Genomic DNA, 25239 nt, shown 5'->3' on the forward strand with positions numbered 1-25239 from the left:
ACCTCAGTGTTCAAGACAAGAGGCGCAGTATACAGGCTGTTGAGTGGCGGTCAGTGCCCGGCGGTTTTCGAGAACAGCTGGATTACCACCACGCCCAGCACAATCAGGCCCATGCCGAGCATTGCTGGCAGGTCGAGCTTCTGCCCATAGATAAACAACGCCGCCACGCTCACCATCACGATGCCCATCCCGGCCCATACCGCGTAGGCCACGCCCACCGGCACGGTACGTACCACCAGGGTCAGCATCCAGAACGCCACGCCGTAGCCGACGATCACCAGCAACAACGGGATGGGCGTGCTCCAGCCCTTGATGGCTTTCATGGACACGGTGGCGATCACTTCCGAGCAGATGGCGATGGCCAGGTAGTAGTAGGCGGGGTTCATGGGGTAATCCTCGGTGTGGAGCGCGTTTGATAAGGTCGGCATTTTAGGGCTTAACCAGATGGGGTAAAGTCATTACCTATCCGAATTAGAGATGGGTTGAGCCATGAGCGTGCAATGGAACCTGGAGCAAATGCGCCTGTTTGTCAGCGTCGCCGAGCAGCGCTCGTTTTCGGCGGTGGCGCGCGGGCAGCGCAAGGCACAGTCGGCGGTGAGCAATGGCATTGCCTTGCTGGAGGCCGACTTGGGCGTAAGCCTGTTCGAGCGTAGCAGTGGTCGCCAACCGCGCCTGACAGAAGCCGGTACGGTGTTGCTTGAGGAGGCCCGGGAAGTGCTGCGCCAGTGCGAACGCCTCAATGGCCGGGCGCTGTCGTTGATGCGTGGCGAAGAGGCCTGCCTGCGCCTGGCCCAGGACGAGGCGATGCTGTATCAGCCGGTACTCGACAGTCTGGATGCCCTGGCCGGTCAATTTCCCAATCTGGAGGTACAGATTTCCAGCGCCGCCCAAGGCGATGTCGCACGCAAGCTGGTGGAGCGCAAGGCCGACCTGGGCATGTTGTTCTATCACGACCAAATCCCCGAAGCGCTGGAACGTCGGGTGGTGGGTAGTGTGGAAATGGTCACCGTGTGCGGTCGCAATCACCCGCTGGCCCGGCAGCAAGCCGTGGATTGCCAGGGCTTGGCGCAATATCGGCAGTTGCTGATGTCGACCCAGACCAGTGTGTACCCCGGCAGTGAGGCCGCCAGCCCCCAGGTCTGGCGGGCCGACAGCTTCTACGTGCTGGCCGAATGGCTCATCCGTGGCCTGGGCTGGGCCTGGTTGCCCCGGCACGTGGTGCAATACCCGACCTATCAGGACCAGATGGTCGAACTGGACAGCGAATGGACCCCGCCGGCACTGGTGGTGGAGTTGGTCTGGCGTCGCGATGAGCCCCTTGGCCCGGCCGCACGCTTTTTGGCTGAACGTTTTGCCGAGTGCCTACGGGCGATTGACTGAAAAAGCCGATAAACTCCGCCGCCATGAATAGAACTCTCTACAGCTGTCTGTTTTACCTGGCGCTGCCGTTGGTGGCCTTACGTCTATGGCTGCGTGCACGCAAGGCACCGGCCTACGCCCAGCGCGTCAGCGAGCGGTTTTCCTACGGCCTGCCGGTGTTGCAGCCGGGCGGGATCTGGGTGCATGCGGTGTCGGTGGGCGAGAGCATTGCCGCAGCGCCGATGGTGCGTGGGTTGCTTGCGCGGTATCCGACGCTGCCGATCACGGTCACCTGCATGACGCCCACCGGTTCCGAGCGTATCCAGGCACTGTTCGCCAATGAGCCGCGCATCCAGCACTGTTACTTGCCCTACGACTTGCCGTGCGCGGCCAAGCGTTTTCTGGATCGCGTGCAGCCCAAGCTCGCCGTGATCATGGAAACTGAGCTGTGGCCCAACCATATTCACGCTTGCGCTCAGCGAGGCATCCCGGTGGCCTTGGCCAATGCGCGGCTATCGGCCCGTTCGGCCAAGGGCTACGGGCGTTTCGCCAAGCTCACCGCGCCGATGCTGGCCGAAATGAGCCTGTTCGCCGTACAGACCCAGACCGAAGCCCAGCGCTTTCTCAGCCTGGGCGCCCGCCCGGAAACCGTGGAAGTCACCGGCTCGATCAAGTTCGACCTGACCATTGACCCCGAGCTGCCCTTGCGTGCCGCTGCATTGCGTGCGAAGTGGGGCGCCAGCGAGCGCCCGGTGTGGATCGCGGCCAGTACTCATGAGGGCGAAGATGAGGTGGTGCTGGCTGCCCATCGGCAATTGCTCGACAGCTATCCCAATGCACTGCTGATTCTGGTGCCACGCCATCAGGAGCGTTTTGGCCCGATGTTCGAGCTGTGCCAGCAACAAGGATTCACCACGGTTCGTCGTTCCAGCGGCGATGCCATTAGCGCAGAAACCTCGGTGTTGCTCGGCGATACCATGGGCGAACTGCTGTTTCTGTATGCCTTGGCCGACAGCGCCTTTGTTGGCGGCAGCCTGGTGGCGACCGGTGGGCATAATCCGCTGGAACCGGCTGCGTTGGCAAAGCCTGTGATCATGGGACCCCACGTATTCAACTTCCTCGAAATCACCGCGATGATGCGTGAGGCCGGGGCGTTGCGGCAGGTGGATGATGCTGAGGGGTTGGCCGAAGCCGTGCGGCAGTTGTTCGAGTTGCCACAGGATGCGCGCAAGATGGCGCAGGCAGGGCTCAAGGTGATGCAGGCTAATCAGGGCGCATTGAAGCGCTTGCTGGATGGCTTGGACAGACTCCTAACCCACTGACAACAGAGGTCAAATGTGGGAGGGGGCAAGTCGAACCGTCGCACCGCCCCTCCCACATTGGTTTTGCGGTGTGCTTAATAGCTTGGGCGGGCCTTGAGTTGCTCAGCGGCTGCCTTGGCCAGATCCGGCGGCAAAAAGTCCCGGTCCGGGTTGTAGTCCGCCTTCAAATACCGCGCTAAATCCTGCAAGTCCCCCGGATTCAACGTCCCCGCCGCCTGCTTCAAGCGCAGGTTGTCGAGGATGTAGTCGTAGCGGCTGTTGTTGTAGTTGCGCACCGACGAGTACAGCTGGCGCTGTGAATCCAGCACATCGACGATATTGCGCGTACCCACTTGGTAACCGATTTCCGTGGCTTCCACCGCGCTCTGGTTGGAAATGATCGACTGGCGGCGCGCCTGCACCTGTTCCACATCAGTGTTCACCGCCCGGTGCAGGTTGCGGGTGTTTTCCACCACTTGGCGGCGCAGGCCTTCGCGTTGTTGCTCGGTCTGGTCCAGGCGCGAGTAGGATTCACGCACTTGCGAGCTGGTGAGGCCGCCGCTGTAGATCGGGATGCTCAGGCGCAGGCCGATGGTGCGCTGGGATACATCGCCGCCGTAAGGAATGGGCAACTGGTTCGGGTTGCTGAAGCCAAGGGCATCGTTGTCACCTTTCTCGTACTGCGCCACGGCGTCGAGGGTTGGCGCGTGGCCAGCCTTGCGCTGTTTCAGGGTTTCTTCGGCGGCGGTCACTGCGTAGTTGCTGGCCAGCAGATTCAGGTTCTGGCGGCCGGCGGTTTCGACCCAGGATTTGGCGTCGTTCGGCAGCGGTGGCAGCACCGGCAGCGTGTGGACAATGCCCTGGATCGAGTTGTACTGGCGGTTGGTCAGGGTGATCAGCGCTTCAAAGGCGTCTTCCACCTGGCGCTGGGCCAGGATGCGGTTGGCGCGGGCGGTGTCGTAGCTGGCCTGGGATTGCAGCACGTCGGTCTTGTCCGACAGGCCCACGTCGAAGCGTTCGTTGGACTGATCGAGCTGGCGCTTGAAGGCGTTTTCTTCGGCCTTGGTCGAGGCCAGGTTGTCTTGGGCGCGGAGCACGGCGAAGTAGTTTTCGGCGCTTTGCAGGATCAGGTTCTGTTCAGTGGCCGACAGTTGCAGGGCGGCCTGCTCGTTGACGGCTTCGGCGGCCTGCAGCTGGAACCAGCGGTCGGCGCGGAACAGCGGTTGGCTCAAGGTGGCGCGCCACGAATGCGCATCGCGATTGGCGGTGCCGGAAGGCTGCGAGAGTTGGGTGCGGACATTGTTGCTGTCGGCGCCGGCCGACAGGTTCGGCAGCAACCCGGCGCGGGCCTGGGGCACCACTTCTTTTTGCGCGCCATATTGGGCGCGGGCGGCCGCCAGGTCGGCGTTGTTGTTCACGGCCTCCTGGTAGACGCTGACCAAGTCAGTGTTGACGGACAAGGGCGCTTCTGCTGCCCAGACCATTCCGTTGGTCGCACAAGACACGGCAAGCGCCAGTGAAAGTTTGCGCAGCATGAGGCGTTCCCTGAGTAAATATTACGGCGATAATTTGTCGGCCAAGGCTACGGCGACAGTTCCAGAGCGTCAAGCCTTGAAGCCGTACCGAGTGTAGTGGCGCGATCACGGCACAACAATCCTGCAATTGCGCCATTCATCACGCTGAATGCACCGCCATTGGCAATTTGCCCACGGCTTGGTCTAGACTGGCCGCGTTCTTGTCGGGGTGCCTTGTTGGAAGGCTGAGATCGGTAAATACCGGATCCCGTTGAACCTGATCAGGTTAGCGCCTGCGTAGGGAACAAGATTTCTCGTCACCCGGCGAGTCCTCTTGTGCTTCGTCCGGGATGTTGTTCGACAATCGAACAGCCCTCGTGCGCCAAGCACAGCACTGGTTTCAGTGCGTCCATCCGTCACAGGTTCGCTCCGACAAAAATCCACCGCCTGGATAAGTTGGAGAGCCCGTGATGAGCACAGAAATAAAAAACACAAAACTAAAAAATACCGTGCACCTGAGTGAATCGGCCAAGGTCGACTCCGGCTCTGTGCAGCCGTTTACCCGCTCGCAAAAAATCTACGTGCAAGGCACTCGCCCGGACATTCGTGTGCCGATGCGTGAGATCAGCCTGGACGTGACCCCCACCGACTTCGGCGGTGAAATCAACGCACCGGTCACCGTGTACGACACCTCCGGCCCCTACACCGACCCCAACGTGATCATCGACGTGCGCAAAGGCCTGGCCGACGTGCGCTCGCCGTGGATCGAAGTGCGCAACGACACCGAGCGCCTGTCGGGCCTCAGCTCGCACTTCGGCCAACAGCGCTTGAGCGATGCCGAGCTGACCGCGCTGCGCTTCGCCCACGTGAAGAACCCGCGCCGCGCCAAGGCCGGTGCCAACGTCACGCAGATGCACTACGCGCGCAAAGGCATCATCACCGCCGAGATGGAATACGTCGCCATCCGCGAAAACATGAAGCTTGAAGTCGCCCGCGCCGCTGGCCTGCTTGACCAGCAACACGCCGGCCACAGCTTTGGCGCCAGCGTGCCGAAGATCATCACCCCGGAATTCGTGCGCGAAGAAATCGCCCGTGGCCGCGCGATCATCCCGGCCAACATCAACCACACCGAGCTGGAGCCGATGATTATCGGCCGTAACTTCCTGGTGAAGATCAACGGCAACATCGGCAACAGCGCCCTGGGTTCGTCCATCGAAGAAGAAGTGGCGAAACTGACCTGGGGCATCCGCTGGGGCTCGGACACCGTGATGGACTTGTCCACCGGCAAGCACATCCACGAAACCCGCGAGTGGATCATCCGCAACTCGCCGGTGCCGATTGGCACCGTGCCGATCTACCAGGCCCTGGAAAAAGTCGGCGGCGCCGCCGAAGACCTGACCTGGGAGCTGTTCCGCGACACCTTGGTGGAACAGGCCGAGCAGGGCGTGGACTACTTCACCATCCACGCCGGCGTCTTGCTGCGCTACGTTCCACTGACCGCCAAACGCGTCACCGGCATCGTGTCCCGTGGCGGCTCGATCATGGCCAAGTGGTGCCTGGCGCACCATAAAGAGAACTTTACCTACACGCATTTCGACGAAATCTGCGAAATCATGAAGGCCTATGACGTCAGCTTCTCCCTCGGCGACGGCCTGCGCCCAGGCTCGATTGCCGACGCCAACGACGCCGCGCAATTCGGCGAGCTGGAAACTCTCGGCGAGCTGACCAAGACCGCCTGGAAGCACGACGTGCAAACCATGATCGAAGGCCCTGGCCACGTGCCGATGCAGTTGATCAAGGAGAACATGGATAAGCAGCTCGAGTGCTGCGACGAAGCGCCGTTCTACACCCTCGGCCCGCTGACCACCGACATCGCGCCGGGCTACGACCACATCACTTCGGGTATCGGCGCGGCGATGATCGGCTGGTTCGGCTGCGCCATGCTCTGCTACGTGACGCCCAAGGAACACCTGGGCTTGCCGAACAAGGATGACGTGAAGACCGGGATCATCACCTACAAGATTGCCGCGCATGCTGCTGACCTCGCGAAAGGCCATCCAGGCGCGCAGATCCGCGACAACGCCCTGAGCAAGGCGCGCTTCGAGTTCCGCTGGGAGGACCAGTTCAACCTGGGTCTGGACCCAGACACCGCGCGTTCGTACCACGATGAAACCCTGCCGAAGGACTCGGCCAAGGTCGCGCATTTTTGCTCGATGTGCGGGCCGAAGTTCTGCTCGATGAAAATCACCCAGGAAGTGCGTGAGTACGCGGCCAACCAGCGCATTGAAGCGGTGGATGTGGATGTGGCCAAGGGGTTGGCAGAGCAGGCGGAGCGGTTCAAGCAGGAAGGTAGTCAGCTGTACAAGAAGGTCTGATCCGGGATTGTTGGAGGCTGTGCCGGCCTCTTCGCGAGCAAGCCCGCTCCCACATTTTGAATGTATTCACAGATCAAAAATGTGGGAGGGGGCTTGCTCCCGAAAGCAATCTCCCAAACAACAAGTATTCCTCAGAGATACCCCCTTGAGCATTCAACCCAGCACCTATTCCCCGGACATCGCAGTGCCTGCTGACAAACGAGTCTTCGGCGCCCGCGACCTGTTCTCCCTATGGTTCTCCCTCGGCATCGGCCTGATGGTCCTGCAAACCGGCGCCTTGCTCGCACCGGGCCTGGGTTTGTCCGGCTCGTTGCTGGCGATCTTCCTCGGCACCCTGGTGGGTGTCTTGTTGCTGGCCGCCGTCGGCGTAATCGGCAGCGACACCGGCCTGTCGGCCATGGCCGCGCTCAAGCTCAGCCTCGGTGCAAAAGGCGCCAGCCTGCCGGCGCTGTTGAACCTGCTGCAACTGATCGGCTGGGGTTCGTTCGAAATCATCGTGATGCGCGACGCCGCGAGCCTGTTGGGCGCGCGGGCATTCAGCGACGGCAGCCTGTTGGCCAGCCCGTTGTTGTGGACGCTGTTTTTCGGCGGCCTGGCGACTTTGCTGGCAGTCAGCGGCCCGCTGACCTTCGTGCGCCAGATTCTGCGTAAGTGGGGCATCTGGCTACTGCTCGCCGCGTGCCTGTGGCTGACCTGGAACCTGTTCGCCAAGGCCGACCTGGGCGCGCTTTGGGACCAGGCCGGTGACGGCTCGATGCCGTTTGCAGTGGGTTTTGATATCGCCATCGCCATGCCGCTGTCGTGGCTGCCGCTGATCGCCGATTACTCGCGGTTCGGCAAACGCGCCAAAAGTGTGTTCGGCGGCACCGCCTTGGGCTTCTTTATCGGTAATTTCTGGCTGATGAGCCTGGGCGTGGCCTACACCCTGGCGTTTGCACCCAGTGGTGAGGTGAATGCACTGCTGTTGGCGCTGGCGGGCGCGGGCCTGGGGATTCCGCTGTTGCTGATCCTGCTGGACGAGTCAGAAAACGCCTTCGCCGATATTCACTCGGCAGCGGTGTCCAGCGGCATGCTGTTGCGCTTGAAGGTCGAGCACCTGGCTCTGGCGATTGGTGTGATCTGCACGCTGATCGCCTGTTTCGCGCCGTTGGCCCAGTACCAGAACTTCCTGCTGCTGATCGGCTCGGTGTTCGCGCCGCTGTTTGGCGTGGTACTGGTGGACCACTTTATCCTGCGTCGCCGTGGCCAGGGCTTGGTGGCGAACCTGCGCTGGCCGGCACTGTTGGCCTGGTTGGGTGGCATTGTCACTTACCATCTGCTGGCCAACCTGTACCCGGATGTCGGCGCGACCCTGCCGGCGTTGGTGCTGGCAGGGCTGTTGCAGTTCATCCTGGGCCGGGCTTTCAGTGGCGCACAGGCACCAGTTCAGGCTTAAGGATGCCTTCCAGGCGCGAGTAGGGGATCTGCAACTCGATGTGGCCCAAGGCGTACGGCGCAATGGTAGACGTGGGGTACTTGAGCACCACACCACCGTAGGTCAGCGCCACGTTCGGGGTTTTCTGGAACGGGTAGGTTTTCACGAACTCCGGTTCCAGGCTCAGACGGGTGCTGATCAGCCAGCTGTTGTGGGACACCTGGGCGGCTTTCCAGAACGCATCCTCTTTGCCAGGCAGCAGCATGTCGGTCAGCGTCAGCGCTTTTTGCTGTTGGCGCGAATAGTTGATGAACGAACGCCCCGGCTCGCCGTGGGTGGCTCCTTGGTCCAGGTAGCTGGCCAGCTCGATGATCACCAAGCCGTCATGCTGTTCCCGTACCTTGGCCTGCAAGTACATGCTGTTGCGCGGTGCGGCGCTGCGCAAGAATTGCTCGGTGTAGGTCGCAAGGCTGGTCGGCAGCGGGTCGGCCTGGGTCATTTCCAGCAGGCGCTGTTCGATCAAGGCATCCAGCTTGGGCTCCTTGGCGAAATGCACCGTGTCGATATTCACCAGCGGGCAGTCAGCGCTGGCGCAGCCGGGCTTGCTTTGTTCGGTGGCGTCGCGCGTGGCTTCCAGCGGGGTGCGCCAGCTGGGTTGGAACAGGCTTTGGCAGGCGCCGAGGGTCAGGGCTATGCAGGCCACGGAGGCGATTTTTAAAAGCGACATGGGTGTCCTTCGTCTAACGATAAGAGCGAAATTGTGCAGCTTCGACTACCAACAAAGCAGTCAGTTCGCCACTAAACTCATTTGAGCGAGTTTGACGCCCGCCGTCTATCCCGGCAACTGGAAAGGGGCTGCATCAACGGGCAGGAGCGCGTTAGGATGGCGCCAATTGCGCAGGCACAACGAGGAAGGGATATGACGGACTTTGCAAAATCGACGCCGAGCAAGATCGAGATTGTTCAGCGCGACAATGCGTTCAAGGGCTTCTACCAGCTCGATCGCCTGCAATTGCGCCACGAGAAATTCGACGGCGGCATGAGCCGGGTGATCAACCGCGAAGTCTTCGTTCGTCATGACGCTGTGTGTGTATTGCCCTACGACCCGCAGCGCGACGAAGTGGTGCTCAACGAGCAGTTCCGCATCGGCGCCATGGGCCGTACCGACAACCCGTGGCTGATCGAGATGGTCGCCGGCCTGATCGACAAGGATGAGCAACCCGAGGAGGTTGCGCACCGCGAAGCCGAGGAGGAAGCTGGGCTGACATTCTCTGCGCTGTGGCCGATCACCAAGTATTTCCCATCCCCCGGCGGCAGTACCGAATTTGTCCACCTGTACCTGGGCCGCTGCGACAGCACCGGGGTAGGTGGCGTCCATGGATTGGAAGAAGAGGCAGAAGATATCCGCGTCACCGTTTGGGCCTTTGAAGATGCCCTGCAAGCGGTGCGCGACGGCAAAATTTCCAACGCAGCCAGCATCATCGCCCTGCAATGGCTTGCGCTTAATCGCGCGGAAGTGAGGGGGTTATGGCAGTAAAGGCACGGGAACGTTATCGAGTTGACCTGATCGGGCTGCAAGCCGCCTGCGAGGCCAACTATGCGCGGCTGATGCGCTTGCTGCCCGACATGCGCCACGCCCCGGCGGCGCGGCGCATCGGTGTGACCCACGGCGACCAGATGCTCGGCGTGCTTACCTTGGAAGTCATCGTCAACTGCCCGTACACCACCACCCTGCGCGTGCGCCAGGAACACAGCCTGCCGTGGCTGCCGGTGCCGCAACTGGAAGTGCAGGTGTACCACGACGCTCGGATGGCCGAAGTCATCAGTGCCGAACATGCGCGACGCTTTCGCAGCATCTATCCTTACCCGAACGTGTTCATGCACCAGCCCGATGAGAAAGCACAGCTCAATGTGTTCCTCGGTGAATGGTTGAGCCACTGCCTGGCCCTGGGCCATGAGTTCGAAGCTGTGCGGTAGATGTGAACTGTGTCTGTTTCTCCAGGTTTCCTCTTTGTGTCCTGCCCAGCATAATCACGCCAACCGTCCATTTTTGTGATTGCCTTGGGAGAGCGCCTTGCCGAGCGTATCCACCGTGAACCCCGACGCCTCGGCGTTGCTGGTGCAACTGTCTGACAGCCATCTGTTTGCCGAGGCTGACGGCACGCTGTTGGGCATGAACACCCGTGAAAGCCTGCAGCGAGTGATCGAGCTGGTGCGTGTGCAGCAGCCCCGCGTTGACCTGATGCTGGCCACGGGGGACCTGTCCCAGGACGGCACGCTTGAGTCCTACCAGCTGTTTCGCGATATGACCCGGCAGATCGATGCCCCGGCGCGCTGGATCCCCGGCAATCACGACGAACCGCAGGTGATGGTCCACGCTGCCGTGCACAGCGACTTTCTGGAACCGGTGGTCGACATCGGCAACTGGCGCGTCACCTTGCTGGACTCCGCCGTGCCGGGCTCGGTGCCGGGTTATTTGCAAGACTCGCAACTGCAATTGCTCGCCCAGGCGCTGAGTGAAGCGCCGAATCGACATCATCTGGTGTGCTTCCACCATCATCCGGTGCCTATCGGGTGTGCGTGGATGGAACCCATTGGTTTGCGCAACCCCGAAGCCCTGTTTGCCGTGCTGGACCGCTTCCCTCAGGTCAAGGCGGTGCTGTGGGGCCATGTGCACCAGGAAATCGACCGCGAGCGCAATGGCGTGCGGTTGCTGGCCTCGCCGTCTACCTGCATCCAGTTCGCGCCGGGCAGCGAGGACTTCAAGGTCAGTGAGCAGGCGCCAGGGTATCGCTGGTTGCGCTTGCATGCCGACGGGCGGTTGGAGACGGGAGTGGAGCGAGTCCAAGGCTTCGAATTTACCGTGGATTACGGCAGCAACGGCTATTGAAAGCTGCAAACACTGATCCCACATTGGTTCTATGGGGGCCTGTGGATTGAGGTCATCACACAAGGCCTCTATCCCTGTAAACTGCGCCTCTTTGGCCTACGTCATGGAGAGCCCGGTATGCCCGCTTCGATCCTCTATATCCACGGTTTCAACAGCGCGCCGGCGTCCAACAAGGCCAGCCAACTGATCACCGTGATGGACACCCTCGGCCTGGCCGATCAATTGCGCGTGCCGGCCCTGCATCACCATCCTCGTCAGGCAATTCCCCAGTTGGAAGCGGCTATCGCTGAACTGGGGCGGCCACTGCTGGTCGGCAGCTCACTCGGCGGCTACTATGCAACCCATCTTGCCGAACGCCATGGCCTCAAGGCGCTGCTGGTCAACCCGGCGGTCAGCCCCCATCGGATGTTCGACGGTTACCTGGGCACCCAGAAGAACCTCTACACCGATGAAACCTGGGAACTGACCCACGACCACGTCACGGCGCTGGCCGAGTTGGAAGTGGCGGCGCCCCAGGATGCCGCGCGTTACCAGGTGTGGTTGCAGACCGGCGATGAAACGCTGGACTATCGCCTCGCCCAGCAGTATTACCGGGCCTGTGCCTTGCGCATCCAGGCTGGCGGCGACCATGGTTACCAGGGGTTCGCCCAACAACTGCCGGCGCTGCTCAGCTTTGCCGGCATTGGCGCAGATCAGTATCAATCCTTCGATTTTTCGTCACTGTAAGAATCGCAGGTCACTTTTTAATCGAACGACTCACGACGAGACCCCATGGCCACTCCCAGCGCTAGCTCTTATAACGCCGACGCCATCGAAGTCCTCTCGGGCCTCGACCCGGTGCGCAAACGCCCCGGCATGTACACCGACACCAGTCGGCCGAACCACCTTGCCCAGGAAGTCATCGACAACAGCGTCGACGAAGCCCTGGCCGGTCATGCCAAGTCGGTGCATGTCATCCTCCACGCTGACCATTCCCTGGAAGTGTCCGACGATGGTCGTGGCATGCCGGTGGACATCCACCCGGAAGAGGGTGTGCCGGGCGTTGAGTTGATCCTCACCAAACTGCACGCCGGCGGTAAGTTCTCCAACAAGAACTACCAGTTCTCCGGTGGCTTGCACGGCGTGGGTATTTCCGTGGTCAACGCCTTGTCCACCCTGGTTCGGGTAAAGGTCAAGCGCGACGGCAACGAGTACCAGATGACCTTTGCCGATGGCTACAAGGCCACCGACCTGGAAGTGATCGGCACCGTTGGCAAGCGTAATACCGGCACCAGCGTGTACTTTGCGCCGGACCCGAAATACTTCGACTCACCAAAATTCTCCATCAGCCGCCTCAAGCACGTGCTCAAGGCCAAGGCTGTGCTGTGCCCGGGCCTGTTGGTGACCTTTGAAGACAAAGGCACCGGCGAAAAGGTCGAGTGGCACTACGAAGACGGCCTGCGCTCCTACCTGGAAGACTCCGTCAGTGACTTCGAGCGCCTGCCCAACGAGCCGTTCTGCGGCAGCCTGTCGGGTAATAAAGAAGCCGTCGATTGGGCGCTGTTGTGGCTGCCCGAAGGTGGCGACAGCGTGCAGGAAAGCTACGTCAACCTGATCCCTACGGCCCAGGGCGGTACCCACGTCAACGGTTTGCGCCAAGGCTTGCTGGATGCCATGCGCGAATTCTGCGAATACCGCAGCCTGTTGCCGCGTGGCGTGAAGCTGGCACCGGAAGACGTGTGGGAGCGCATTGCGTTCGTGCTCTCGATGAAGATGCAGGAGCCGCAATTCTCCGGCCAGACCAAGGAGCGTTTGTCGTCCCGCGAAGCGTCGGCGTTTGTCTCTGGCGTGGTCAAGGATGCGTTCAGCCTGTGGCTCAACGAGCACCCAGAACTGGGCCTGGCCCTGGCGGAGTTGGCAATCAACAACGCCGGACGCCGCTTGAAGGCCAGCAAAAAGGTCGAGCGCAAGCGCATCACCGCAGGTCCGGCACTGCCGGGCAAGCTGGCCGATTGCGCCGGGCAAGACCCGATGCGCTCCGAACTGTTCCTGGTGGAAGGTGATTCCGCCGGCGGTTCCGCCAAGCAAGCGCGGGATAAAGAGTTCCAGGCGATCCTGCCGTTGCGCGGCAAGATCCTCAATACCTGGGAAGTGGACGGCAGCGAAGTGCTGGCCAGCCAGGAAGTGCACAACATTGCCGTGGCCATCGGCGTAGACCCGGGCGCGGCCGATATGAGCCAACTGCGCTACGGCAAGATCTGCATCCTCGCCGACGCCGACTCCGACGGCCTGCACATCGCCACCTTGCTGTGCGCGCTGTTCGTGCAGCACTTCCGCCCGTTGGTGGACGCCGGTCACGTCTACGTCGCCATGCCGCCGCTGTACCGCATCGACCTGGGCAAGGAGATCTTCTACGCCCTCGACGAAGCCGAGCGCGACGGCATCCTCGACCGCCTGGTGGCCGAGAAGAAACGCGGCAAGCCGCAGGTCACGCGATTCAAAGGCCTGGGTGAAATGAACCCGCCGCAATTGCGCGAAACCACTATGGACCCGAACACCCGGCGCCTGGTGCAGTTGACCCTGGAAGACTACGCCGCCACGTCGGAAATGATGGACATGCTGCTGGCGAAAAAACGCGCGCCAGACCGTAAATCCTGGCTGGAATCCAAGGGCAACCTGGCCGAGGTCTTGGGCTGATGCGCACAGGTTTCGCCCTGGCGATCCTGATGTTGAGCGGGTGGGTGGCGACCTCGGTAGCTGCTGCGCCCGTGGCTGAGCTCAAGCTTGTCTCCGAACACCCGGTGGACGGCATGCGCGGCGGCAACCTGTCGGGCCTGGCCCTGTGTGGCAAGGAACTGTGGAGCGTTTCTGACCGCGACGACGACCAGATCTACCGCCTGGATATCAGCGCGCCCACCTGGCAGGCCGAAACGGTGAAGATCGACGTGCCTCCGGTGCCGGAGTCCGGGTTGCCCTGGGGCTTGCGTTCGCGCACCAAGGCCGCGTCGTTCATTCGCGGTGGCGACCTGGATTTTGAAGGCATCACCTGCGATGCCGCGGGAAATCGCTACATTGTCAGCGAAGCCCATGCGGCGGTGCTGCAAGTGCCGGTCAGCGGTGCGCCTGAATGGTTGAGGATTGCCCCCGGCATGGTGCGTGAAGCTCGCGCCAGTGGCATGTTGCTGCACTTTAATGCGTTATTTGAAGGCGTCGCGATCAACCCCGAGGGCAACCAGCTCTGGCTGGCGGCCGAACGTGAGCGACGCGGCTTGGTTTCCCTCAAGCGCCCGCAAAGCCTGTGGGGTTGCGATGGGCCCTGTGTGTTGCTGAGCGAGGCCGGCCAGGAAATGCAGCCGGCCAAGTTCGCCAATGCCAAGGCGGTGTCCAAGGACTTCGCCGACCTGGCGCTGTTCAACGGCAAGCTGTTTACCCTGGAGCGCAATGCGTTCCAGATTTGCCGGCGTGATGCGGTCACGGCCAAGGTCGAGCTGTGCTGGTCGTTTGCCGACGAAACCCTGACGCCCGAACGCAGTTATCCCCAGCCCTACGGCCTGGCCGAAGCCCTGGTGGTGGACGCAGACGGTGCCTGGCTGGGCATCGACAACAACTTCGGCCCCCGCGCCGATGGTGAAAAACGCCCGGTGGTCTATCGTTTTGCCGCCCCGGCCGGTGGCTGGAGTGCCCAGCCATGACTATTGAATTTCCTGAATTGACCCGACGTCGCGACATCTTCGCTGCGTCTTACCAAATGATGAGGCCCGCATGAGTGACATCCTCGCAGACAGCTTAGACGGCGTAGAACGCCGGTCGCTGGCTGACTTCACCGAAAATGCCTACCTCAACTACTCCATGTACGTGATCATGGACCGTGCCTTGCCGCATATCGGCGACGGCCTCAAGCCCGTGCAACGGCGCATCATCTACGCCATGAGTGAGTTGGGCCTGGACGCCGATTCCAAGCACAAGAAGTCGGCGCGTACCGTGGGTGACGTACTGGGTAAGTTCCACCCTCATGGCGACTCCGCCTGCTACGAAGCCATGGTGCTGATGGCCCAGCCGTTCAGCTACCGCTACACGTTGGTGGATGGCCAGGGTAACTGGGGGGCGCCGGATGATCCCAAGTCCTTCGCCGCCATGCGATACACCGAAGCGCGCCTGTCGCGTTATTCGGAAGTCTTGCTGAGCGAGCTGGGGCAGGGTACCGCCGATTGGGGCCCGAACTTCGACGGCACGTTGGACGAACCGCTGGTATTGCCAGCACGTTTGCCCAATATCCTGCTCAATGGCACCACCGGTATCGCGGTGGGTATGGCCACTGACGTACCACCGCACAACCTGCGGGAAGTCGCCACGGCCTGCGTGCGTTTGCTGGATGAGCCCAAGGCCACGGTGGAACAGCTCTGCGAGCATATCCAGGGCCCGGACTACCCGACCGAGGCGGAGATCATCACGCCGCGTGCCGACCTGCTGAAAATGTACGAAACCGGCAAGGGCTCGGTGCGCATGCGCGCTGTGTACCACATCGAGGATGGCGACATTATCGTCACCGCGCTGCCGCACCAGGTGTCCGGCGCCAAGGTGCTGGAGCAGATCGCCGCGCTGATGCAGGCCAAGCCATCGAAATTGCCGCAGGTTGCCGACCTGCGTGACGAGTCAGACCACGAAAACCCCTGCCGCATCGTGATCATCCCGACCAACAGCCGGGTCGACCACGAAGTGCTGATGCAGCATCTGTTTGCCAGCACCGACCTGGAATCCAGCTACCGGGTCAACGTCAACATCATCGGCCTGGACGGCAAGCCGCAGCTGAAAAACCTGCGCAACCTGCTGGTGGAATGGCTTGAATTCCGCGTGCAGACCGTGCGCCGCCGCCTGCAATTCCGTCTGGATAAGGTCGAGCGTCGCTTGCACCTGTTGGACGGTTTGTTGATTGCCTACCTCAACCTGGATGAAGTGATCCACATCATCCGCACCGCCGAGCATCCGAAAGCCGAGCTGATCGCGCGCTTCGAGCTGAGCGAGATCCAGGCTGACTACATTCTCGACACCCGCTTGCGCCAGTTGGCACGACTGGAAGAGATGAAGCTGCGCGACGAACAAGACGCGCTGCTCAAGGAACAAGCCAAGCTGCAAGCCCTGCTGGGCAGCGAAGCCAAGCTGAAAAAGCTGGTACGCAGCGAGCTGATCAAAGACGCCGAAACCTACGGCGATGACCGTCGTTCGCCCATCGTCCAGCGTGCCGAAGCGAAAGCTCTGACAGAAACCGAGCTGCTGCCAAACGAGAAAATTACCGTCGTTCTGTCGGAAAAGGGTTGGGTTCGCTCTGCCAAAGGGCATGATATTGACGCCACCGGTTTGTCGTACAAGGCAGGCGACGGCTTCAAGACCGCCGCATCCGGGCGTTCCAACCAGTTTGCGGTGTTTATCGACTCCACCGGGCGCAGTTATTCGGTGCCGGCCCACACCTTGCCATCGGCACGGGGGCAGGGCGAGCCGCTGACCGGGCGCCTGACGCCGCCACCGGGAGCGAATTTCGAGTGTGTGCTGCTGCCGGAGGATGATGCGCTGTATGTGATTGCGTCCGACGCGGGTTACGGCTTTGTGGTCAAGGGTGAAGACCTGCAGGCCAAGAACAAGGCGGGCAAGGCGCTGTTGAGCCTGCCGAACAACGCCAAGGTGATCTTGCCGCGTCCGGTGGACGACCGTGAGAGCAATTGGCTGGCATCGGTGACCACCGAAGGGCGTTTGCTGGTGTTCAAGATCAGCGACCTGCCACAGCTGGGCAAAGGCAAGGGCAACAAGATTATTGGGATTCCTGGCGAGCGCGTGGCCAGTCGCGAAGAGTACGTGACCGACATTGCCGTGATCCCGGAAGGTGCGACCTTGGTACTGCAAGCCGGTAAACGCACGCTTTCGCTGCGGCCTGACGACTTGGAGCACTACAAGGGCGAGCGCGGGCGACGTGGTAACAAACTGCCACGTGGCTTCCAGCGCGTAGATGCGTTGTTGGTGGAAACGCCTGTTTAACGCGTATTAGAGCCCCCGATCTACGATTTAACGCGTAGATCGGCGCTTTGGCGCTGGAGTCATGGCGCATATTCACGGATGATATGGCCTTTCCAGCGCCGGCGTGGCCGAGCGTGTTTAGGTTATTTTTAGTATTACTTCGTGGTTCGCCTTGTGGCAGCCACCTGGATGGGATGATGACTGCTCCACGCCTTCCTTTTATTTTCGTACTCGCTGGCCTCTTGGGGCTGGCGGGTTGCAGCACGCACCAGCCGGTGTCGCTGTACCAGCTGGACAGCGGAAGTCCAGCGCAGCCAGAACAAGCGGCTGGCATGGCCGTTTTGCTCGGCCCGGTAGTCGTTGCCGACTACCTGCAACGCGAAACCCTTCTGCAACGTCAGAACGACGGCAGCCTGCAAGGTTCCACCGATGGTCGTTGGGCGGGCAGTTTGTCGTCCGATATCAACCAGTTGGTCTTGCGCCAAGTGGCGGGTCACCTGGACAGCCAGCGCGTGGTATTGGCGCCGGGGCCTGGCGGTTTCAGCCCTGACGTTCAAGTGCTGCTGACCATCACACGCCTGGATTCCGGTGTTTCCCAACCGGCCATCCTGGATGCGCAATGGCGCTTGATCGACCGCCGTGGCCAGGTGCGCGACAACCGCATCGTGCACCTGCAGGAAGAACACACCGGTACCACGGCCTCCCAGGTCCAGGCCCAGGGCGTGCTGTTACAGCACTTGGCGCAGCAACTGTCGGTAGCCCTCAAGCCACTGGCCAACCAACCGCCGATTGCCGAGGCGCCCCGCAAGCCGAGCGCGCCGGTACAGGCCAAGCCCGCCGAGCCGCAGAAGCCGAAGATGCCGATGGCTACGCCGATCCGTACGGATATGGAAGTGTTCAGGTTCTAAGCTAGGTTGCAGATACAAAAAAGGCCCGCTGATTCAGCGGGCCTTTTCGTTTGTACGTGATTTTAATTGCACTGGAGATCAAGTGTGGGAGCGGGCTTGCTCGCGAATGCGGAGTGTCAGCCAACATATTTGTCACTGACACTCCGCATTCGCGAGCAAGCCCGCTCCCACAAGCTCACTCCACAGTGGGCTTAGCGGTGTTTTTCAGGATTTTGTGCGGGTCTCATGCATCCGCGCCAACTGCCGCTCCAGCATCGATGGATACGGCTCCATCAACCGCTCCACGCAGCTTGCGCCCTCAGGGCTGGCGATCGGGCGGATACGCGCGCGTTGGCGGATCAGCGTGTCTTCGCTGATCTTGCGCTCCACCAGCAGCAGGTTACGGCTGTGTTGGGACAGGGCCAGGGCGTCCTGGGCGATTTCGGTCAGCAGCAGGTCGATCTGGCTCATGCCGAACAGGTCGTCGCCAACCGTCAGGCCCAGTTGCAGTTGCAGGGTGATGCCGCTGTCGGCCACTTCGATCTGCAGGGCATGGCCCAAGGCGCGCAATAGCTCGCCGCAGCAGATGGCGTTGGTCAGGTAGTCTTCGCCACTGTCTTCGCTGTGGAACAGCATCAGCGTGCTGCCGTCGTTCAGGGTGTGCAGCTCGCTTTGGTACAGCGACGCAGCCTGGTCGAGGCAGTCGCGGTAGCGCTCCAGCAACTCGGTCAGGCGGGCACGGGGCAGGCGGCGCAGTTGGTCCTGGGAGCCCAGTTGTACCGCGAGCACGGCGCTGTGTTGGGGTTCGGCGTTCTTCACCGGGACAACTTTGGGGGCCGCAGCCGGCGTGTTGGCCGAGGTGTCGCGCAGGTCGGCGAAAGGGTCTTCGTCGTCCAATTCGTCTTCTTCGGCCTGGATCGCTTTGCGGGTCGCAGGTTTGAGGCCTGCAATCGGGGCGCTTTCGGCAAAGTCCGGCTCGTCGATGTCGAACTCCGGTTCGTCGTCGTATTCAGGCTCGGGTTCAGCTACGCGCACCACCGGTTCCGGGGCGAAGCTGGCGTGAAGCTGGCGGGCGAGATCGCCGATTTCATCCTGGCGGTCGGTGGCCGGGGTGTGTTCGTCGATGTCCCGCAGCCAGATGCGCAATTGCATCAACGGCGTGGAGATATGCCGACCCAGACGCAGGCTCAGGGCCAAAGCCAGGGCCAGCAGTATCGCGCTGAGGATGCCCATGCTTTGCAGGCTGATGGTCATCGGCTGCTGGAATTGCTGCATGTCCAGGCTGATGCGCAGTTGGCCGGCCTTCACATCTTGGAACGTGATGTTGCTCTGGTACAACCCTTCGGCTTCACCCAGCAGGCCGTTTTTCGGGCGCTGCCCGGCTTCGGCCATGATCCGGTTGTCCACGCTGTAGATGGCCGCGTGGGCCACCAGCGGGTTCTTGGTCAGGTTGTTGAGCAGCACGTTGAGGCTGAGGATGTCGTTGGACACCAACAGCTCAGTCGCCGAGGTGGCGGTTTGCGTGGTCAGGCTCTCGCCCAGCGCGTCGGCCTGTTCGTGCATGGCCTGCTTGAACTGCAAGCCCATCACACACGCGTAGATCACCAGGGCCAGGGCGACCAGGATCACGTTATGGCTGGCAATGCGTAATGCGATCGGTACACGGCGGTGGCGCAGTGCCCGGAAGATCAGCAGGAAGAAGTTATCGGTTTTTACTGGCGTGGGCCGGTTCACTTGCGCTCGGCTCTTGGTCCGTGAAGTTGACGCGCAGTATAGCGACAGCCCTAGAACCGGCAAAGCGCTGGCTGTGCCCGATGGTCACTGAAAGTGGGTAGAATGCGGTTTTTTTCCAGCCTGGGGGTGCGCCTTGCGCGAAATTGTCCTGATAAACATCACCGGTGAAGATCGCCCGGGTCTGACTGCGGCGATTACCGGCGTTCTGGCCCAGGGTGGTGTGAACATTCTCGACATCGGCCAGGCGGTGATCCACGACACGTTGTCGTTCGGCATCCTGGTTGAAATCCCGAGCACTGAACAGGCGTCCTCGGTACTCAAGGACATCCTGTTTACGGCGTACAAGCTGGATCAGCAGGTGCGTTTCACCCCGGTGTCCGAAGAGGACTACCAGCAGTGGGTGGCCGGCCAGGGCAAAAAGCGCCACATCGTGACGCTGCTAACTCGCAAGGTCACGGCCGAGCAACTGCAGCGCGTCAGTTCGATCACCGCGCAGTATGGTTTGAATATCGACCACATCGACCGTCTGTCGGGCCGCATGCCGCTGGATACGCCAGCTGACAAAGGCAAGGGCTGCATCGAGTTCTCCGTGCGCGGTGAACCGGCCGACCCGCAAGCCCTGCGCGCTGAATTCCTCAGCGTGGCCCAGGAGCTGAATGTCGATATCGCCTTCCAGGAAGATTCGCTGTTCCGTCGTAACCGCCGCCTGGCAGTGTTCGACATGGACTCCACGCTGATCGAAGCCGAAGTCATCGACGAGTTGGCCAAGGCTGCCGGTGTGGGCGAGCAAGTCTCCGAAATCACCGAACGCGCCATGGCCGGTGAACTGGATTTCCGCGCCAGCTTCAAGGAGCGTCTGGCGCTGCTCAAGGGGCTGGACGTGAGCGTGCTGGATTCCATCGGCGCCTCCCTGCGCCTGACCGAAGGCGCCGAAACCCTGTTCGCCGAGCTAAAGCGCCTGGGCTACAAGACCGCCATCCTCTCCGGCGGCTTCACCTACTTCGCCAAGCAATTGCAGGCCAAGTTGGGCATCGACTACGTGTTTGCCAACGAATTGGAGGTGGTGGATGGCAAGGTGACCGGCGTGGCCGTGGAGCCGATTGTTGACGCCCAGCGTAAAGCCGATTTGCTAAAGGAATTGGCCCACAAGGAAGGCTTGCGTCTGGAGCAGACCATTGCGGTCGGCGACGGCGCGAATGACTTGCCGATGCTGGCAATTGCCGGGTTGGGTGTGGCGTTCCGCGCAAAGCCGTTGGTGAAACAGTCGGCAAAGCAGGCGATTTCGACGTTGGGGTTGGATGGGGTGTTGTATCTGCTGGGCTTTCGCGACCGCGACGGTCAGCTTTAGTCACTGAAGAAACGCGGTAAAAAAATGTGGGAGCGGGCTTGCTCGCGAATACGGTGGTTCAGTCACAGATGTGTCGACTGATACTCCGCCTTCGCGAGCAAGCCCGCTCCCACATTGGGTTGTGCGTCAGGCTTTAGGTGCGGCGATGCCCTGGCCCATCTGCACCGCAGTGCCCGCAGCCAACTCTTCAGCCCACTTCACCTGATCCGGCCCGAACAGCACGATCGCAGTCGAACCCAATTTGAAGCGACCCAGCTCAGCACCTTTCTCCAGATGGATCGACGCACGCGCGGCTTCGTCATAACGGAACGTTTTCAGCTCACGCTTGGGCGGCGTGACCAAGCCCGCCCACACGGTCTCAATCGACGCCACAATCATCGCGCCCACCAACACCACGGCCATCGGGCCGCGTTCGGTGTCGAAGATGCAGGCAACGCGTTCATTACGAGCAAACAACTCCGGTACGTTTTCGGCGGTGGTCTGGTTCACCGAGAAGATGCGCCCCGGAATGTAGATCATCTCGCGCAAGGTGCCGGCCAGTGGCATGTGCACGCGGTGGTAGTCCTTCGGCGACAGGTAAACCGTCGCAAAATCCCCGCCCATGAACGGCGCCGCCACGGCGGAATCGCCGCCCAGCAGTTCCAGCACGCTGAAACTGTGGCCCTTGGCCTGGAACACCCGGCCATGCTCAATCGGGCCAAGCTGGCTGATCGCGCCATCGGCAGGGCTCAGCACCGCGCCTGGCGTTTGATCCAGTGGGCGCGCGCCGTCTTTCAGGGCGCGGGTGAAGAAGGCGTTGAAGTGCTCATAGGCGGTGACGTCTTCTACCAGAGCCTGAGACATGTCCACTTGATAGCGCTTGGCGAACCAGCTGGTGAAGGCGTTCTTGAACCAGCGCACGCGGCACTCGGCAACGCAACCGGCCAGGCGCGACAGCAAGTGGTGCGGCAGCAAGTACTGGCTGAGGATGAACAACTGCTTTTTCATTGACTGTCCTTTAAACCTTAAATCTCAACGGGGGTGTCGGGGTGGTTACCCCATTCGCCCCAGGAACCGGCATAACCTTTGACTCGCGGATAACCGAGCGCCTTGGCCACCAGGTAGGTGAAGCCAGAGCGGTGGTGAGTCTGGCAGTGGGTGATGATTTCTTTGTCGCGGGTCAGCCCGAGGTCTTCGAGGATCTGCGGCATGTCGCGGCGGATGCGCAGGTTGCGCGCCTTGTCCATGCCGGCGGTCCATTCGAAGTTCACGGCGCCGGGGATGTGCCCGCCTTTGGCGGCGAGTACCTTCTCGCCGGAATACTCCAGCGGGCCGCGGGCGTCCCAGATCCCTAAGTCAGCGGCGCCGAGGCGGCTTTGCAGGTATTCGCGGGTAGCGGTGGGGGCGTCATGCAGGGTGAGGCTGACCGGGCCGCCGACGGGGGCGGGCACCTCGGTGGAGAGCGGGTGTTTTTCTTCCAGCCAGGCCAGCAGGCCGCCGTCGAGGTAGTGGTACTTTTGATGGCCGATCACGTCGAGCATCCAGATAAAACGCCCGGCCCAGCCACCGCCTTCGTCGTCATAGACCACATAGGTGGCATCTGGCGTGTGGCCCAGTTCGCCGAAGAGTTTTTCCAGGTCGGCCTTGTGGGGCAGCAGGCCGGGTGCCGGCGGCTGGCCCAGTTGGGTGCGCTTGGGGTCAACGAAATGCGCGCCGGGGATATGCCCTTCGGCGTAGCGGGCGGCACTGGTGAGGTCCACCAAGATCAGGTGTTCGGCACCGAGGCGGCCAAGCAGGTCGCTGGATTCGATCACCAGCGGCAAGCCAGAGAAGTCAGGCATGTGAGGTCTCCTGGGCACAAATGTTGGCGATAAAGGACCGCGATTGTAGCGCAAGCATCAGGCGCTGCGGTTGGTAAAGCAGTGCAGGGCTTTCTCGATGCATTGAGCGGTTTTGCCGAAGGCCTGCACGGTGGTTTCCGAGAACGGCCCGCCGCCCTGGTCGGCCACCATCAGCATCACCACTTTGCCGTTGCAGCTCAGGGAGCGCAGCAGCAGGTGTTCACCGCTGAACAGGCGACGCAGGATCGGTGGCAGCAGCGCCGAGAACTGGGCGTGGTTGTCCGGGTTGAGGCGTACCTGGGCGGATTTTTCCAACAGGCGTTGCAGCAGGGTGCTGTTGACCACGTCCAGGCTCAGGTTGGCGGCGTCTTTTGGCAGGCCGTCGACTTGGTGCACACGCAAGGTGCTCTGGGCGCGATCGGTCATCAGCAGCATGACCCGTTGCATGCCGCTGGCGACGAGGGCTTCCTTGGCACAGGTGGTCAGGTGCATGGCGTTGGCGAAGCGGCTTGGCTCCACCAGTAATTCGGTGCAACGCTTGCGCCAGATGGCCAGGGCCTCGGCGGTCGGTGGCGGCGCAGGTAGCAGGCCGCGATGGATCTTTTGCACATGCCACGGCCAGATCAGCGACAGCGCCGGGTGCCAGAGGTCGGGCATCAAGGTGGAGCGGGCGCTGGTGACGGCCTGCTGGTGCACCTGTTGCTGCACCTCGCCCAATGGTTGTTGCAGGTACAGCGCGGTGAGGTACTGCCAGCGCTGGGTATGTGGGCAGGTCCAGGACTCTTGGGCCGACATCGCCAAGCCGTTGGCGAGCAGCACGGTATTAGCTGGCTGGTTCAGCCAGCGGCGCAGGTTGGGTTCGGCGTCGAGCAGTTGCTGGTGGCGCAGCGGGTCGTCCTCGCGGGCGATATGCAGGGCCTTGACCAGCAGACGCTGTTCGCCCAGCAGCAGGTTATAGCCCTGGGATACCCAGATCGGCAGGTGCCAGGCCTCGGTCAGGCCCAGGCATAGGTCCAGCAGGCGCACGCCAAACAGTTCCTGCTCGACCTGGCGTGCCGGTTGGCCCTTGTGGATAACCCGCAGTTCCCACTCTTCAAGCAGCTTGGGATAGGCCACGGCCATGGGCCACAGTGGTGACAGAAACAGCAGGCTGCCCCAGTGAATGTCTTGCCACAGTCGTGCCAGGCGGCTGCCGAACAAGCCATTGGCTTGCTGGGAGGCGTGCTGGCTTACCAGCAACAGTTGGCGCAACGCCACGGGAATCTCTTGGGCGGGCACCGAGGGCAGGCGCGCCAGCAGCTCTTCGGCGCGCTTGAGACCCAGGCGGTTGAGCGCCACTTCAAGGTTTTCCGCCGGTTCTGCCAAGCTGCCATGGGTATGGCTGTTGGCCTCGCGCATCACGCTGAGCACCAGCGCCGGGCTGTTTTGCATCAGTTCTGCAATATCTCGCAACGAACTGCGGCTGTCGCGGATGGCTTTGCACACCCGGTCATGGCTGGCTTGGGGGACGGGCAGCAGCACGTCGTCCAGGCGCTTGATCCAAGCGGCGAGAGAATTGGGTTTTGCAGTTGGGACTGTCGTTTCATTAGCCATGATTGGGGCGCGATCATCACTTGCGGTCAACACGCCCGGAGCGGGCCGAACTGGCTTTTCGCCTTAACGGGCTATAGTCTGGCGCAGTTTTGCCGATAAGTAGAACAAGAGTTTTCCAGTTTCCCTAAATATGTCCATGAACCCGACGGCGCAAGTACTCATCTCCTATGGCTAAAATTATCGGCATCATTGTCGTCTTCGCAAGCGTGCTCGGCGGGTACGTCCTGTCCCACGGTAAAATCGCTGCGCTGATCCAGCCTTTCGAGGTGATGATTATCGGCGGTGCCGCATTGGGTGCGTTCCTGCAGGCGAACCCCGGCTACATGACCATGCACGTGATCAAGAAGTCGCTGGGCATGTTTGGCTCGCGTTTCACCCACACGTTCTACCTGGAAGTGCTGGGCCTGGTTTACGAGATTCTCAACAAGAGCCGCCGCGAAGGCATGATGGCCATCGAGGCCGACATCGAAGACGCTGCCGCCAGCCCGATTTTCGCCAAGTACCCGGCAGTGCTCAAAGATGAGCGCATGACGGCCTACATCTGTGACTACCTGCGCATCATGTCCTCCGGCAACATGGCCCCCCATGAGCTCGAAGGCTTGTTCGACATGGAACTGTTCAGCCTTAAAGAAGAACTGGAACACCCCTCCCACGCCGTGACCGGCATCGCCGACGGTATGCCCGGTTTCGGTATCGTGGCGGCGGTACTCGGTATCGTTGTGACCATGGCCTCCTTGGGCGAAGGCGACCAGGCGGCCATCGGCATGCACGTAGGTGCGGCACTGGTAGGTACCTTCTTCGGTATTCTCGCGGCCTACGGCTTCTTCGGCCCGTTGGCGACCTCCCTGGCCCACGATGCCAAGGAAGAAATCAACCTGTACGAATCGATCAAGGCCAGCCTGGTAGCGTCCGCTTCCGGCATGCCGCCATCGCTGGCGGTGGAGTTCGGTCGCAAAGTGCTGTATCCGAAACACCGCCCGAGTTTTGCCGAGTTGGAACAAGCGGTTCGCGGTCGCTAA

The 25239-nt window shown here is 61.6% G+C and carries 21 protein-coding genes and 1 riboswitch; of the genes, 14 read left to right on the top strand and 7 right to left on the bottom strand.

From position 1 onward, the window contains the following. Window positions 1-50: 50 nt before the first annotated feature. Window positions 51-386 carry a DMT family transporter gene (locus ACLD1Y_RS15340; RefSeq protein WP_192298271.1) on the bottom strand — a complete coding sequence of 112 codons (336 nt, stop codon included), beginning with the start codon at window positions 384-386 and terminating at the stop codon, window positions 51-53. A gap of 103 nt (window positions 387-489) precedes the next feature. Between ACLD1Y_RS15340 and ACLD1Y_RS15345 the strand changes: the two genes are divergently transcribed. Then, window positions 490-1380: a LysR family transcriptional regulator gene (locus ACLD1Y_RS15345; RefSeq protein WP_429478741.1), complete on the top strand. Its 891-nt coding sequence runs from the start codon at window positions 490-492 to the stop codon at window positions 1378-1380. Between the two features lie 23 nt (window positions 1381-1403). Further along, window positions 1404-2681, top strand: coding sequence for a lipid IV(A) 3-deoxy-D-manno-octulosonic acid transferase (waaA, locus tag ACLD1Y_RS15350; protein WP_429478742.1), 1278 nt, complete (start codon window positions 1404-1406; stop codon window positions 2679-2681). A 74-nt stretch (window positions 2682-2755) separates the two neighbouring features. On the opposite strand, the gene ACLD1Y_RS15355 is transcribed toward waaA, so the two are convergent. Further along, window positions 2756-4195, bottom strand: a complete 1440-nt coding sequence (locus tag ACLD1Y_RS15355) for a TolC family outer membrane protein (protein ID WP_429478743.1) — start codon at window positions 4193-4195, stop codon at window positions 2756-2758. A gap of 194 nt (window positions 4196-4389) precedes the next feature. Continuing rightward, a riboswitch (TPP riboswitch) is annotated at window positions 4390-4495 on the top strand. Window positions 4496-4644: 149 nt separating this feature from the next. Between ACLD1Y_RS15355 and thiC the strand changes: the two genes are divergently transcribed. Together thiC and cytX are read left to right on the top strand one after the other, a co-directional pair. Continuing rightward, on the top strand, window positions 4645-6549 hold the full coding sequence (thiC, locus tag ACLD1Y_RS15360; RefSeq protein WP_429478744.1) for a phosphomethylpyrimidine synthase ThiC: 1905 nt from the start codon (window positions 4645-4647) through the stop codon (window positions 6547-6549). Window positions 6550-6694: 145 nt separating this feature from the next. Next, window positions 6695-7984: a putative hydroxymethylpyrimidine transporter CytX gene (gene cytX, locus ACLD1Y_RS15365; RefSeq protein ID WP_429478745.1), complete on the top strand. Its 1290-nt coding sequence runs from the start codon at window positions 6695-6697 to the stop codon at window positions 7982-7984. On the opposite strand, the gene ACLD1Y_RS15370 is transcribed toward cytX, so the two are convergent. Next, on the bottom strand, window positions 7953-8690 hold the full coding sequence (locus ACLD1Y_RS15370) for an RsiV family protein (protein ID WP_429478746.1): 738 nt from the start codon (window positions 8688-8690) through the stop codon (window positions 7953-7955). The genes cytX and ACLD1Y_RS15370 overlap by 32 nt on opposite strands. Window positions 8691-8882: 192 nt before the next feature. Between ACLD1Y_RS15370 and ACLD1Y_RS15375 the strand changes: the two genes are divergently transcribed. The 8 genes from ACLD1Y_RS15375 to ACLD1Y_RS15410 all read left to right on the top strand — a co-directional run bounded on the left by ACLD1Y_RS15375 (window position 8883) and on the right by ACLD1Y_RS15410 (window position 17746). Continuing rightward, window positions 8883-9500 carry an NUDIX domain-containing protein gene (locus ACLD1Y_RS15375; RefSeq protein WP_122485475.1) on the top strand — a complete coding sequence of 206 codons (618 nt, stop codon included), beginning with the start codon at window positions 8883-8885 and terminating at the stop codon, window positions 9498-9500. Next, window positions 9491-9940, top strand: a complete 450-nt coding sequence (locus ACLD1Y_RS15380; protein ID WP_017734937.1) for a DUF1249 domain-containing protein — start codon at window positions 9491-9493, stop codon at window positions 9938-9940. The genes ACLD1Y_RS15375 and ACLD1Y_RS15380 overlap by 10 nt, the downstream gene beginning before the upstream one ends. Before the next feature lie 97 nt (window positions 9941-10037). Then, window positions 10038-10853: a 3',5'-cyclic-AMP phosphodiesterase gene (gene cpdA / locus ACLD1Y_RS15385; protein WP_429478747.1), complete on the top strand. Its 816-nt coding sequence runs from the start codon at window positions 10038-10040 to the stop codon at window positions 10851-10853. A 117-nt stretch (window positions 10854-10970) separates the two neighbouring features. Further along, complete coding sequence (locus ACLD1Y_RS15390) at window positions 10971-11579, top strand: YqiA/YcfP family alpha/beta fold hydrolase (RefSeq protein WP_429478748.1); 609 nt, start codon at window positions 10971-10973, stop codon at window positions 11577-11579. A 45-nt stretch (window positions 11580-11624) separates the two neighbouring features. Continuing rightward, a complete protein-coding gene (gene parE, locus ACLD1Y_RS15395; RefSeq protein WP_429478749.1) occupies window positions 11625-13529 on the top strand; it encodes a DNA topoisomerase IV subunit B in 1905 nt (634 codons plus the stop codon). Continuing rightward, entirely contained in the window at window positions 13529-14524 is a 996-nt protein-coding gene (locus tag ACLD1Y_RS15400; RefSeq protein ID WP_429478750.1) for an esterase-like activity of phytase family protein, read from the top strand. Before parE ends, ACLD1Y_RS15400 begins: the two co-directional genes overlap by 1 nt. A 70-nt stretch (window positions 14525-14594) precedes the next feature. Beyond that, on the top strand, window positions 14595-16859 hold the full coding sequence (parC, locus tag ACLD1Y_RS15405) for a DNA topoisomerase IV subunit A (protein ID WP_429478751.1): 2265 nt from the start codon (window positions 14595-14597) through the stop codon (window positions 16857-16859). Window positions 16860-17035: 176 nt separating this feature from the next. Next, a complete protein-coding gene (locus ACLD1Y_RS15410) occupies window positions 17036-17746 on the top strand; it encodes a PqiC family protein (protein ID WP_429478752.1) in 711 nt (236 codons plus the stop codon). Window positions 17747-17950: 204 nt separating this feature from the next. On the opposite strand, the gene ACLD1Y_RS15415 is transcribed toward ACLD1Y_RS15410, so the two are convergent. Beyond that, window positions 17951-19459, bottom strand: coding sequence for an AhpA/YtjB family protein (locus tag ACLD1Y_RS15415; RefSeq protein ID WP_429478753.1), 1509 nt, complete (start codon window positions 19457-19459; stop codon window positions 17951-17953). A gap of 133 nt (window positions 19460-19592) precedes the next feature. On the opposite strand from ACLD1Y_RS15415, the gene serB reads away from it, so the two are divergent. Next, window positions 19593-20807, top strand: coding sequence for a phosphoserine phosphatase SerB (gene serB / locus ACLD1Y_RS15420; RefSeq protein ID WP_028615502.1), 1215 nt, complete (start codon window positions 19593-19595; stop codon window positions 20805-20807). Window positions 20808-20933: 126 nt separating this feature from the next. On the opposite strand, the gene asd is transcribed toward serB, so the two are convergent. The 3 genes from asd to ACLD1Y_RS15435 are packed head-to-tail and all read right to left on the bottom strand — an operon-like array spanning window position 20934 to window position 24220. Next, on the bottom strand, window positions 20934-21794 hold the full coding sequence (gene asd, locus ACLD1Y_RS15425) for an archaetidylserine decarboxylase (protein ID WP_429478754.1): 861 nt from the start codon (window positions 21792-21794) through the stop codon (window positions 20934-20936). Between the two features lie 17 nt (window positions 21795-21811). Then, on the bottom strand, window positions 21812-22627 hold the full coding sequence (gene rhdA, locus ACLD1Y_RS15430) for a thiosulfate sulfurtransferase (protein ID WP_429478755.1): 816 nt from the start codon (window positions 22625-22627) through the stop codon (window positions 21812-21814). 57 nt (window positions 22628-22684) lie between these two features. Then, entirely contained in the window at window positions 22685-24220 is a 1536-nt protein-coding gene (locus tag ACLD1Y_RS15435; RefSeq protein ID WP_429478756.1) for an HDOD domain-containing protein, read from the bottom strand. Window positions 24221-24387: 167 nt separating this feature from the next. Between ACLD1Y_RS15435 and motA the strand changes: the two genes are divergently transcribed. Then, window positions 24388-25239 (top strand): flagellar motor stator protein MotA, encoded by an 852-nt coding sequence (motA, locus tag ACLD1Y_RS15440; RefSeq protein WP_010213623.1) that lies wholly within the window; start codon window positions 24388-24390, stop codon window positions 25237-25239.

Source organism: Pseudomonas sp. 18175, assembly GCF_050432925.1.
Taxonomy (GTDB): Bacteria; Pseudomonadota; Gammaproteobacteria; order Pseudomonadales; family Pseudomonadaceae; genus Aquipseudomonas.

Bases quoted from the DNA above. Each gene is read 5' to 3' on its own strand.
- ACLD1Y_RS15340 (WP_192298271.1), bottom strand. From the start codon at position 386: ATGAACCCCGCCTACTACTACCTGGCCATCGCCATCTGCTCGGAAGTG.
- ACLD1Y_RS15345 (WP_429478741.1), top strand. From the start codon at position 490: ATGAGCGTGCAATGGAACCTGGAGCAAATGCGCCTGTTTGTCAGCGTC.
- waaA (WP_429478742.1), top strand. From the start codon at position 1,404: ATGAATAGAACTCTCTACAGCTGTCTGTTTTACCTGGCGCTGCCGTTG.
- ACLD1Y_RS15355 (WP_429478743.1), bottom strand. From the start codon at position 4,195: ATGCTGCGCAAACTTTCACTGGCGCTTGCCGTGTCTTGTGCGACCAAC.
- thiC (WP_429478744.1), top strand. From the start codon at position 4,645: ATGAGCACAGAAATAAAAAACACAAAACTAAAAAATACCGTGCACCTG.
- ACLD1Y_RS15370 (WP_429478746.1), bottom strand. From the start codon at position 8,690: ATGTCGCTTTTAAAAATCGCCTCCGTGGCCTGCATAGCCCTGACCCTC.
- ACLD1Y_RS15375 (WP_122485475.1), top strand. From the start codon at position 8,883: ATGACGGACTTTGCAAAATCGACGCCGAGCAAGATCGAGATTGTTCAG.
- ACLD1Y_RS15380 (WP_017734937.1), top strand. From the start codon at position 9,491: ATGGCAGTAAAGGCACGGGAACGTTATCGAGTTGACCTGATCGGGCTG.
- ACLD1Y_RS15390 (WP_429478748.1), top strand. From the start codon at position 10,971: ATGCCCGCTTCGATCCTCTATATCCACGGTTTCAACAGCGCGCCGGCG.
- parE (WP_429478749.1), top strand. From the start codon at position 11,625: ATGGCCACTCCCAGCGCTAGCTCTTATAACGCCGACGCCATCGAAGTC.
- ACLD1Y_RS15400 (WP_429478750.1), top strand. From the start codon at position 13,529: ATGCGCACAGGTTTCGCCCTGGCGATCCTGATGTTGAGCGGGTGGGTG.
- parC (WP_429478751.1), top strand. From the start codon at position 14,595: ATGAGTGACATCCTCGCAGACAGCTTAGACGGCGTAGAACGCCGGTCG.
- ACLD1Y_RS15410 (WP_429478752.1), top strand. From the start codon at position 17,036: ATGACTGCTCCACGCCTTCCTTTTATTTTCGTACTCGCTGGCCTCTTG.
- asd (WP_429478754.1), bottom strand. From the start codon at position 21,794: ATGAAAAAGCAGTTGTTCATCCTCAGCCAGTACTTGCTGCCGCACCAC.
- rhdA (WP_429478755.1), bottom strand. From the start codon at position 22,627: ATGCCTGACTTCTCTGGCTTGCCGCTGGTGATCGAATCCAGCGACCTG.
- ACLD1Y_RS15435 (WP_429478756.1), bottom strand. From the start codon at position 24,220: ATGGCTAATGAAACGACAGTCCCAACTGCAAAACCCAATTCTCTCGCC.
- motA (WP_010213623.1), top strand. From the start codon at position 24,388: ATGGCTAAAATTATCGGCATCATTGTCGTCTTCGCAAGCGTGCTCGGC.